A 6,223-nucleotide genomic window follows, 5' to 3' on the forward strand; every position below is an offset into this window, starting at 1 on the left:
CGCCAGGACCTGATCGCCGCGATCGCCGGCCAGTACGCCGAGCTCGCCGGCCGCTGGCTGCACCTGCGGGTCACCACCCGGCCGTACCCGATCCGCATGTGGGCCGAGGCGCACGTGCACAACGCGGTCAACCGGCTGCCGCACTTGCACCACTTCCCCTGGCGCTTCAGTGGGCAGCGCCGGCCGCTCCGTCGCCGCGCTGAACACGGTCGAGATCGATGAGGCGATCGCCGGGTTGCGGGTGTTGACCGAGCACCGCGACGACCTCGTCCGGTCAGCGAACTAGACGAGGTTGTGCCGCGGCCCTGGCATTGGAGCTGCGGGCTATGACCGGTACGGCACCGGCGCGGCAGGCCACGGTTCTCCTGCCTACGAGCACGGCCTGCCGGTGCCAGTGCTGGCCCAGGCGTGCCCGAGTCGGCGATCATGCCGGCGAGCGCGCAGGGCCTCGACCGCAGACGGACAGTGGACTGAGCCGAACTGGCACCAAGATGGCACACGATCCACAGTGCACATCCGCACCCAGGCCACTCAGCTCCACGAGAAGCAGGTTTGTGCCACGTCGAGTCACATGCCAGTCCGCCCATTTCCCGAGGTCAGCGCGTCGTGGCGGCAGCGAGCGGCTCGACTTGGCGCCACGTGGTGCCACCACGACTTGAAATGGCACCAAACTTACGCCATGATGGCATCATGGATTTGACGCCGTATGTGGACAACGTTCGCCGGGAGCTTGCTGTCGCCGCCGAGGCGGGCGATGAGGAGACCCGCGCGCTCGCGGAACGCCTGACCGCGCCACTGGCATCGGCCATCCGACTCACGTTGTTGGACGCGCTGGCGGCCGCGGCCGACGAGATCACGCGGGACCTCGCGCCCGGGTCGGTCGAAGTCCGCCTGCGTGCGGGTGACGCGGCCTTCGCGGTCACACCGCCTGCCGTCGAAGCACCGGCCACACCCGACACCGACTACACGGACTACACGGACTATGTCGCGCCGGCAGCGGAGCCCGAGGAGCTCGCGACGTCGGACGCCGACGGCGCGATGGTCCGCATCAACCTCCGGCTGCCGGAGAACATCAAGACACGCGTCGAGGAGGCCGCCGCCGCGGAGCGTCGATCGGTCAACGCCTGGCTGGTGCGTGCAGCGGCCGCGGCGCTCAAACCGACGCTCCCACCGGCGGTCCAACCTGGCCCACCCAAGTCGGGGGGCGGCGGGCGCAGTTCCGCGCAGCGCTACACCGGCTGGGTCAGCTGACCCGCCCACGACCAGCACAGACACCGAACACATCACCTCCGAGGGGACACCCATGCCTTCTTACGACACGCCAGAGCCCATCCTGGCGAACCTCGAGCCCGTCGTCGGCAACGTCCGCATCATCGCGAGCGACCGCACCGACACCGTCGTCGACGTCCAACCGAGCAACGCCTCCGACGCCTCCGACGTCAAGGCCGCGGACCAGACGGTCGTCGAGTTCTCGGCCGGGACGCTGACGGTCAGAGCACCGAAGTTGCGGCCGCTCGACTTCTCCACCAAGACGAGGTCGATCGACGTGACCGTCGAGCTACCCGAAGGTTCACAGGTGCTGGGCAGCACCGCCCTCGGTCACCTCCACGGCACCGGTCGGCTTGGCAAGACCCGCTACAAGTCCGGCACCGGGCACATCCAGCTCGACCAGACCGACGAGTCGCACCTGCACACCGCGACCGGCAACGTCGTCGTCGAACACATCGCGGGCAAAGCCGAGGTCAGTACCAGCTCCGGGCGGGTGCACGTCGGTGCGGTCACCGGCACCACCGTGGTCAAGAACTCCAACGGCGCCACCACGATCGGCTCGGCCGGCGGTGCGGTGCGGGTCCGCGCGGCCAATGGCGACATCACTGTCGAGCACGCGGACGACGGGGTCGACGCCAAGACCGCCAACGGCTCGGTCCGCGTGCTCGACGCCGTCCGCGGCGCGCTCACCCTCGAGACCGCCATGGGCGACATCGAGATCGGCATCCGCGAGGGCAGCGCGGCCTGGCTGGACGTGAAGACCCGTTTCGGTCGCGTCCACAACGACATGGACGCTGCCGCCGCGCCCGACGCCGCGACCGACACGGTGGAGGCACGGGCCAACACCTCCTTCGGCGACATCGCCGTCCACCGTTCCTGACACCAAGGGGAGATCACATGAGTCACCCGGCCATCTCCGCGACCGGACTGCGCAAGTCCTACGGCGACAACGTGGTGCTGAACGGCATCGACCTGCACGTCGCGCCCGGAACCATCTTCTCGTTGCTCGGCCCCAACGGTGCGGGCAAGACCACCGCCGTCAACATCCTGTCCACTTTGATCAGTGCGGACGCGGGCACCGCGACCGTCGCCGGGCACGACCTGGCCACCGAACCGGACGGCGTCCGCGCCGCCATCGGCCTCACCGGCCAGTTCTCCGCGGTCGACAACCTCCTCACCGGCGAGGAGAACCTCCTCCTCATGGCGGACCTGCACCACCTGCCGCGCCGCGAGGGACGCGGGCGGGCCGCCGCGCTGCTCGACCGGTTCGACCTCACCGATGTCGCGAAGAAGACGCCGGCCACCTACTCGGGAGGCATGCGCCGCAAGCTCGACCTGGCGATGACCCTGGTCGGCGACCCGAAGGTCATCTTCCTCGACGAGCCGACCACAGGGCTCGACCCGCGCAGCCGCCGCACCATGTGGGACACCATCCGTGATCTCGTCGCGAACGGCGTGACGATCTTCCTGACCACGCAGCACCTCGACGAGGCCGACCAACTCGCCGACCGGATCGCCGTGCTCGACGGCGGCCGGCTCGTCGCGCAGGGCACGCCCGACGAGCTGAAGCGCCAGGTGCCCGGCGGGCACCTGCAGCTGCGGTTCCCCGACCCCGTGGCGCTGCACCGCGCGAGCAGCACGCTCCGGGTGTCCACGGAGGACGAGGAGAACCTCACGCTGCGGGTGCCGACCGACGGCAGCATCACCGCGCTGCGTGCCGTGCTGGACCGGCTGGACGCCGACGCCGTCGCGGTCGACAGCCTCACCGTGCACACCCCCGACCTCGACGACGTGTTCCTCAGCCTCACCGGGCACCGGACCGAAGCCACCAAGGAGCTGGCGAAATGACCACCCTGTCCTACGCGATGCGAGACTCGACGACCATGCTGCGCCGCAACCTGCGGCACATGCAGCGCTACCCGTCGCTGACGATCATGCTGCTCGGGCAGCCGATCCTGCTCCTGCTCCTGTTCGTCTACGTCTTCGGCGGCACCCTCGGCGACGGGCTGGGGCCCGGCGGGGTGGGGCCCGGCGGGGTGGGTGGCCGCGCGGAGTACGTCGGCTACGTCACGCCCGCCATCCTGCTGATCACCATCACCAGCGCCATCCTCGGCACCTCCATATCGGTCGCGACGGACATGACCGAGGGCATCATCAACCGCTTCCGCACCATGGCGATCAGCCGGTCGTCGGTACTGACCGGACACGTCATCGGTACGGTCCTCCAGACGGTCTTCGCGCTCGCCGTGGTGCTCGGCGTGGCGCTGCTCATCGGGTTCTCCCCGACCGCCGGTCCCGGTGAGTGGCTGGCCCTCATCGGCGTGCTGCTGCTCGTCACCGTCGCGCTCACCTGGTTCGCGGTCGCGCTCGGGATGAAGGCGAAGAGCGTGGAGACGGCGAGCAACACACCCATGCTCTTCACCCTGCTTCCCTTCCTCGGCAGCGGTTTCGTGCCCGCCGACTCCATGCCGGCGTGGCTGGGCTGGTTCGCCGAATACCAGCCGTTCACCCCGATCATCGAGACCATGCGGGGGCTGCTGCTCGGCACCGGGATCGGGAACGGCTGGCTGTTCGCGGTCGGCTGGTGCGTACTGATCACGGCGGTCGGCTACGTGTGGTCGAAGTCGCTGTTCGCCAAGGAGCGGGACTGATGAGCGCACCGATCCCGACGCTGCCGACGACACGGCAGGCGGGCTGCCCGTTCGACCCGCCGGGCGAGCTGGCCGAGCTACGGGAGCGGCGCCCGCTGACCAGGATGGTCTACCCGGACGGACACGTCGGCTGGCTCGCGACCAGCCACGAGCTGGTCCGCGCGGTGCTCGCCGACTCCCGGTTCAGCTCGCGCTACGAGCTGATGCACCTCCCGTTCCCCGGCGGGCCTGCCGAGCTGCCACCCGCTATGCCGGGCGACATGACCGGGATCGACGCGCCGGAGCACACCCGGTACCGGCAGCTGCTCGCGGGCAAGTTCACGGTCCGCCGGATGGGCCTGCTCACCGAGCGAGTCAAGGAGATCTGCGCGGAGCTGCTGGAAACCATGGCACAGCAAGGCCCGCCCGCGGATCTGGTGCCGGCGTTCGCGCAGCCGGTGCCGGCATTGATGATCTGCGAGCTTCTCGGCGTGCCCTACGCCGACCACGAGTTCTTCCAGCAGCAGGCGCGGACCCTGACCTCGACCAGTGTCGCGCCGAAAGAGCAGGGCGCGGCGATGACCACGCTGTACGAATACCTGCACGACCTGGTGCTCGCCAAGCGGAAGGCCCCGACCGACGACCTACTGAGCGACCTCACGACCAGCGACCTCAGCGACGTCGAACTGGCCGGGCTCGGCAGCTTCCTGCTCGGCGCCGGCCTGGACACCTCCTCGAACATGCTGGCACTCGGCACGTTCGCGCTGCTGACCAACCCGGGCCAGCTCGCCGCACTACGCGCCGGACAGTCCACTGCGGACCAAACCGTGGAGGAACTGCTGCGGTACCTGACGATCGCGCACACCGGCGCCCGTGTCGCACGGACCGACGTCGAGCTCGGTGGCGAACTGGTGCGCGCGGGCGAGACGGTCACCGTCTCGATGCAGGCGGCCAACCGTGACCCGACGCGCTACCCGGACCCGGACACCCTCGACCTGTCCCGCCACGCAGCGGGGCACGTCGCGCTGGGCTACGGCATCCACCAGTGCCTCGGCCAGCAACTCGCCAGGGTGGAGATGCGGGTCGCGTTCCCCGCGCTGCTCGAGAAGTTCCCCACGCTCCGCCTCGCCGTCGACCCGGTGGACGTGCCACTGCGCACCGACTCGAACATCTACGGCGTGCACGAGCTGCCCGTCACCTGGGACCGGACATCCTGAGACAGGACCCCGTCACCCTGGACAGCCACTCGGCGATGTCCTCGACAACGGCCGGCTCCACGTGTTGTGCCGATGCGTAGTCCGCGGGCGTGGACGGGCCGGCGCCGACAAGGTGCTCCACCAGCACGAATAGCGAGGGCGCAGTCACAGCCCGCTGACGCGCATGGCGAAGAGAATGAGCGCAAAGAACAATTGTGCGGCTGCGACGCAGATCCCGGCAACCGCGGTCCAGTCGATCCGGAACTCACGCCGAGTGACGATCGAGGCGGTGCCACAGCCGACCGCCACGATGGCGACGACCTCGCCGCCGACTGGGAGCAGCCAGCTCAGGAGCCCGAGACCTAACGCGACTGGTCCGAGCCAGCTCGACTTGCCGGAACGTTCCTTCGCAGGTAGTTCCAGTATGCCTTGGCTGTCGTGCGTCGTGGGTCCGATACCCCGGAGGTTACGGTCTGCCGACCACGACCTCAAGGCGCCGCTACAGGCCTTGGGCTCCTGGCAACCTTGAGAGCGGCCGGCTGCCCAACCTGCGGTGAGCTCAGGCACGCGCCTGCGGTGAACAACCCCCACTGGGCTGACGAGGCGACCCCGAAGGCCCGTCGCAGAACGTGCCGCCGCCTGGAAACCGTCCTGCCGGCCGCGTTGCGTTCCGAGCTACGCGAGTTCGGGACGGATCTTCTTCGCTCCCACCGAGTCCAGTAGACAAGGGCATCGGTGTCAGCTCGGTGCCTGGGCTCTTACTTATCGTGCTGGCGGCGCACCATCTCGGTGATCCAGGTGGGCGCGAACGGAGACGTGCAGTTCGGGGGCGTCGGGTAGTCCTTGAGCACCTCCAGGCGCTCACCGATGTCGATGGCGCGGGCGCGGTGCTCGGCGTGCTCGATCCCGATCTGGGCCAGGCAGTGGTTCATCGCCCACTGCAGCCGATCCGGGGCGTCTCTCATCTCCGCCTCGATGACGTCGAGCAGTCCCGCGGGGTCGAGGCCCTCCGGCTGCTTCGCCACCCGTTCGGTGGTCAGCGCCCAGCCGGCACTCGCGACCACTGGATCCGGATCGGCGGACCAGGCCAGGCGCCGCTCTTCGGAGTGCGGGTTCTTCTTCACCACG

At 69.3% G+C, this 6,223-nt stretch carries 8 protein-coding genes; 6 read left to right on the forward strand and 2 right to left on the reverse strand.

Annotation, left to right across the window (positions count from 1 at the left end):
• The 6 genes from GEV28_RS41805 to GEV28_RS41830 form a co-directional block, all read left to right on the forward strand.
• A partial coding sequence (locus GEV28_RS41805; RefSeq protein WP_291419860.1) for a hypothetical protein occupies nucleotides 1-222 on the forward strand: 222 nt, incomplete at its 5' end.
• 468 nt (nucleotides 223-690) lie between these two features.
• On the forward strand, nucleotides 691-1,251 hold the full coding sequence (locus GEV28_RS41810; RefSeq protein WP_291419862.1) for a hypothetical protein: 561 nt from the start codon (nucleotides 691-693) through the stop codon (nucleotides 1,249-1,251).
• 52 nt (nucleotides 1,252-1,303) lie between these two features.
• Nucleotides 1,304-2,149 (forward strand): DUF4097 family beta strand repeat-containing protein, encoded by an 846-nt coding sequence (locus GEV28_RS41815; protein ID WP_291419864.1) that lies wholly within the window; start codon nucleotides 1,304-1,306, stop codon nucleotides 2,147-2,149.
• Nucleotides 2,150-2,166: 17 nt separating this feature from the next.
• A complete protein-coding gene (locus GEV28_RS41820; RefSeq protein ID WP_291419866.1) occupies nucleotides 2,167-3,117 on the forward strand; it encodes an ATP-binding cassette domain-containing protein in 951 nt (316 codons plus the stop codon).
• Nucleotides 3,114-3,920 carry an ABC transporter permease gene (locus tag GEV28_RS41825; protein WP_291419868.1) on the forward strand — a complete coding sequence of 269 codons (807 nt, stop codon included), beginning with the start codon at nucleotides 3,114-3,116 and terminating at the stop codon, nucleotides 3,918-3,920. Before GEV28_RS41820 ends, GEV28_RS41825 begins: the two co-directional genes overlap by 4 nt.
• Complete coding sequence (locus GEV28_RS41830) at nucleotides 3,920-5,116, forward strand: cytochrome P450 (RefSeq protein WP_291419870.1); 1,197 nt, start codon at nucleotides 3,920-3,922, stop codon at nucleotides 5,114-5,116. The genes GEV28_RS41825 and GEV28_RS41830 overlap by 1 nt, the downstream gene beginning before the upstream one ends.
• A gap of 144 nt (nucleotides 5,117-5,260) precedes the next feature.
• Here the strand turns inward: GEV28_RS41830 and GEV28_RS41835 are convergent, their stop codons facing one another.
• The gene (locus GEV28_RS41835) at nucleotides 5,261-5,662 is read right to left on the reverse strand and encodes a hypothetical protein (protein WP_291419871.1); all 402 of its coding nucleotides are present in this window, start codon (nucleotides 5,660-5,662) and stop codon (nucleotides 5,261-5,263) included.
• A gap of 191 nt (nucleotides 5,663-5,853) precedes the next feature.
• Nucleotides 5,854-6,223, reverse strand: a 370-nt coding sequence (locus tag GEV28_RS41840; protein WP_291419873.1) for a DNA alkylation repair protein, incomplete at its 5' end; no start/stop codon positions are given.

Origin of the sequence: Actinophytocola sp. (assembly GCF_009379765.1) — a bacterium.
Classification (GTDB): Bacteria; Actinomycetota; Actinomycetes; order Mycobacteriales; family Pseudonocardiaceae; genus Actinophytocola.